The organism is Methylotuvimicrobium sp. (assembly GCF_050611805.1).
Classification (GTDB): domain Bacteria; phylum Pseudomonadota; class Gammaproteobacteria; order Methylococcales; family Methylomonadaceae; genus Methylotuvimicrobium.
The window spans coordinates 1-4164 of the sequence record NZ_JBNGHF010000103.1 but is presented as its reverse complement, the minus strand read 5'-3'; the positions used below and the strand labels follow the sequence as shown (position 1 = coordinate 4164).

Here is a 4164-nt window from a genome sequence, read left to right as displayed (position 1 = left end):
GCTTGACGGCGGCTTTCCCTGCCGCCGACACCTGTCAATCGAGCCACCGAACCCCTTTCAGCATTTGTCGAAGTTATTTCATGCTCGTTCCTTAGCAACTGGACGGCCATCACGATTTCACTCTCTTGCCCTTGCTCAATGGCCTCTACTAAGCGGGACAGAGAGGACTTGGCTTGTAACATGTTTACATGTTTGCATTACATTCTCATTAAAACAACTAGCCTGACACAGGGGGCTAATCACGCAAATCAATCAAGACATTAGGCTCAAACTCTGATGTCTCCTAATTTGTTTTATCTCGGCGCGGATTATCTATACCGATGGGAACATTGATGGAGCGCTACGCATTGCCATCATCGGCACTGGATTTCGCCAGTCCCTGGCGGAATGACGCGTTTTTCCTTAAGTTGGCGCCTATGAATATTGAGCTCATGTTTTTAAAACCCGTTGATATCCTGACATCTCTTTTTAACATAGGGAGATTTTTTTTAGCTAATCTAACCAACCCCGAGCTAAAAATATTCGTTGCCCATACCTGACGGATTTATCAGCATCCGCCAAAAAACTATAACGGTTTCGCTGCTTACCTCAGTGTAAAAATTCCTGACAGCGGTATAAAAAAACCATATTATCAAGTAAGCGATACGAATGAGCTCCCTCCTCGAACAACAAGGCAACCAGTCCGACCGGCTAAAGATGGCATTATCCAACAACTAAATTCCATCGGTTATGGACTATGATTAATAATCTTCGGTAATTTAGATACCGGATCTTTGACGAGTACCCCGACGCAGATTCGACGAGCAAAGGGGATTTATTCAAACACTCACTCACTTGGCTTTAAAAATGAAAAACATACTTTTACTACTTGGTCTTTTCTTCATTACATCGCCGTGCTTAGCGCAAAGCGATCAAGAAAAAGGCTTGCAAATCATCGAAGAAATGGTCAAACGCGATAAAGGCTGGCAAGACAGCCAAGCCGAAATGAAAATGATCCTAAGAACCCGAAGCGGAAGCGAAGCCGTCCGCTTACTCAGAATCAACACGTTAGAAGTCTCCGGCGACGGAGACAAAAGCCTGACTATTTTCGATAGTCCGGGCGATGTGCGAGGAACGGCTTTTTTAAGTTATACCCATGCACTCGAACCGGATGACCAATGGCTTTATTTACCGGCATTGAGAAGAGTTAGACGTATTTCGTCGAACAACAAATCGGGCCCCTTTCTCGGCAGTGAATTTGCATTCGAGGATTTAACTTCATTTGAAATTCCAAAATATAAGTACCGCTACCTTCGTGACGAAGCAGTAGATGGCATTGATTGCTTCGTTGTCGAGCTTGACCCTCAATATGAACATTCCGGATATACCCGGCAGATATCGTGGATAGACAAGGAGCGTTATATTCCAATAAAAGTTGAATATTACGACAGAAGAAATGCCCTATTGAAGACGCTAGCAAACAAAGATTATCGTCAACACCTCGACCAATACTGGCGAGCGCACGATATGTTGATGACCAATCATCAAAATGGCAAAAGCACTAGCTTATTGATCGAGAGCATCAAATTTCGCACGGGACTCACCGAGCGCGATTTCGATCAAAATACTTTAAAGCGCGCGCGCTAGTTTTCAATTATACTTTGTCGGATCTGCTTGGAAATTGTATAAGATTAGCGAATTAGCGCCATTATTTAAATTATTGTCGTAATTCCCATCGCTCCCAAGCTCTGCGTCACTACCATTAAGTTATACCTTTCGCACTTCAAATTTCGGCAGTGCCGGAGGAGGCCTCGGGGTGCTCGGCCCCTCACCTAGCGCTCACTGCCATTAAGTTAAGCCTTCTTCCCCTTTGAAAAAGGGGGATTGAGGGGGATTTATTAGAAAAATCTCCCCCAGCCCCTCTTTTTCAAAGAGGGGAGTAAAACTCCAGGATCTTAACTTAATGGCAGTGTCATCTAGCGCTAGGTGAGGGGCAGCATGGAGCTGGCATAGAGCCTACATGGACGTATTTACGGCGTCCTTTAACGGGCACCCCGAGGCCGAATTGTCATGTACGATGAGTATAACGTAAACCGTTACTGACCTCGTGCCCACCGCTCCAGAGAGGGAATGCATACTGATTTTGTTTCGGTAGCCACGGTATGGGTTCCCACGGAGGATCGTGGGAACCAGAAACAATAAAGGGTGGGCTAAACAATTACGATACAAGCAAACGCAAAAAGCATATTAGGCAACAACACTTAAAATCTTATGCGCAACACCCGACTTAAATATATTAGCTTGGCAACTTGCTTGGCATTTTCGGAAGCTGATGCACAACAAGTAGTGTTGGATTCGATCGCCTACCAATCAACGCCCCGTCAAGCCGTGATAGATCTTAGCATCGTTCCCACGGAGACCCCTGAAAATCGGAAAACGCCCGAATTCAAGGCATTCCTAATCGACAACCCGCCTCGTCTCGTACTCGATGTAAAAAACCTGAAACCTTCGGCACCGCTTAGCCAGCCATCTACCGATCATCCGTATTTTCAACGTTTACGCAGCTCGCCTCGAAATAAAAACGATCTCCGGCTTGTCTTCGACTTAAAAAATCAAACCGACATACACGGATACACAATCGATATTGAATCAACCTCTCACGGCTCGAGTCTGATTACCCTAACAGACGAATCGACTTTAACCAGAGAACAAAACCCGAATACCTTCGAGCCATCGAATTATGCGCACTCAAACAGCGAACTCCACAAATACGATTTAACCGCCCCCCAACAATCGACAAACGACTTGTATCCTGGGAATTTCAAAGAAAACCGCATCGGCGCATCGGGCGACGAATCGTTTTTTAACGACTTGATATCCGATTGGGAAATTTCCGGCTATGCCGAAGTGGAAAGCCTGGGATTTTTTCAAACCCCGCAAGACAATCAACAACATAGCCACTATATTTCCGGCGCGATAAACCCAGAAATCTATCGCAGCTGGGATAATGGATCGCAAAGCTTTGCTTTCTCGCCTTTTTATCGTTACTCGCAACACGACAGCCGCCGCACCCATTTCGACATCCGCGAATTAACGTGGCTAAAAGCCGCCTACGACTGGGAGCTGCGGGTTGGCTTCCGGCAAGTATTTTGGGGCGTCACCGAAGGCTTTCATTTAATCGACATCATCAATCAAGCTGATTTTGTCGAAAACATCGACGGCGAACAAAAACTCGGCCAGCCGATGATTAACTTAGCCTTGATACAAGATTGGGGCACCATCGATTTGTTTTTACTGACCGGTTTTCGCGAAAGAACCTTTGCCGGACACGAAGGCCGCTTAAGAACGCATCCGGTAACCTCAGTCGGAGACGCCCAATTTGAAAGAGAAGGCGTCGAGAAACACTTGGCTTACGCCGGGAGATATTCTCATTCCTTCGGCGATTGGGATGTCGGACTCGCTCATTTTTACGGCACCGCCCGCCAACCGACGATGCTCCCTCGCTTTAATCAGTTAGGCGAAATTGAACGAATCATCCCGCTTTATGAAAACATCAATCAAACCAGCATCGATGTTCAAACGATCAAAGGCAGCTGGCTATGGAAGCTCGAAGCATTAATGCGCTCGGGTCAGGGCGACCGATTCTACGCGGCGACCGGAGGGGTCGAATATACATTCTTCGACCTCTTCGAATCGGGCGTCGACCTAGGGCTGATAACCGAATACATGTACGACAGCCGAGGTTACAATAACTTTCAGGCATTGACCCAACAAGCCCTATTTCAAGACGACTTCTTAGCCGCAGTCCGCCTGGGCTTTAACGATATTCAAAACACCCAGCTGCTTGCCGGCGTCATATTCGACCGCACTCAAAACTCCAAAATATACAACATCGAAGCCAGTCGGCGCATCGGCAACGACTGGACTGCGGACCTTCAAGTCCGATTATTCCGAGGAATCCCGGTCACCGACCCGTTAATCATGTTCAGCGCCGACGACCACGTACGCTTTCAGCTTAAATATCATTTTTAGAAGAAAAGGGTGCGCAGTGCGCATTCTACGATCGAAGAACACTCCGCAGCACCCCATCCTAGATGCCCCTGCGTCACGGCGCTTGCCCATGTTACTTTCCCCCTGTGTCAGGCTAGTTGTCGCCTCTAAAATTTTATAGAGGTAAAAAATGCA

2 protein-coding genes and 1 pseudogene are annotated in these 4164 nt (G+C 46.9%); 2 read left to right on the top strand and 1 reads right to left on the bottom strand.

Annotated features, from left to right (window positions below; genetic code table 11):
* Nucleotides 1-182, bottom strand: a pseudogene (locus ACRJJO_RS21770) (hypothetical protein); the annotation flags it as partial.
* A gap of 664 nt (nucleotides 183-846) precedes the next feature.
* On the opposite strand from ACRJJO_RS21770, the gene ACRJJO_RS21765 reads away from it, so the two are divergent.
* Nucleotides 847-1626, top strand: a complete 780-nt coding sequence (locus ACRJJO_RS21765) for an outer membrane lipoprotein-sorting protein (protein WP_431067655.1) — start codon at nucleotides 847-849, stop codon at nucleotides 1624-1626.
* A gap of 624 nt (nucleotides 1627-2250) precedes the next feature.
* On the top strand, nucleotides 2251-4011 hold the full coding sequence (locus ACRJJO_RS21760; RefSeq protein WP_431067654.1) for an AMIN domain-containing protein: 1761 nt from the start codon (nucleotides 2251-2253) through the stop codon (nucleotides 4009-4011).
* Nucleotides 4012-4164: the final 153 nt, after the last annotated feature.

Bases quoted from the DNA above. Each gene is read 5' to 3' on its own strand.
- ACRJJO_RS21760 (WP_431067654.1), top strand. From the start codon at position 2,251: ATGCGCAACACCCGACTTAAATATATTAGCTTGGCAACTTGCTTGGCA.
- ACRJJO_RS21765 (WP_431067655.1), top strand. From the start codon at position 847: ATGAAAAACATACTTTTACTACTTGGTCTTTTCTTCATTACATCGCCG.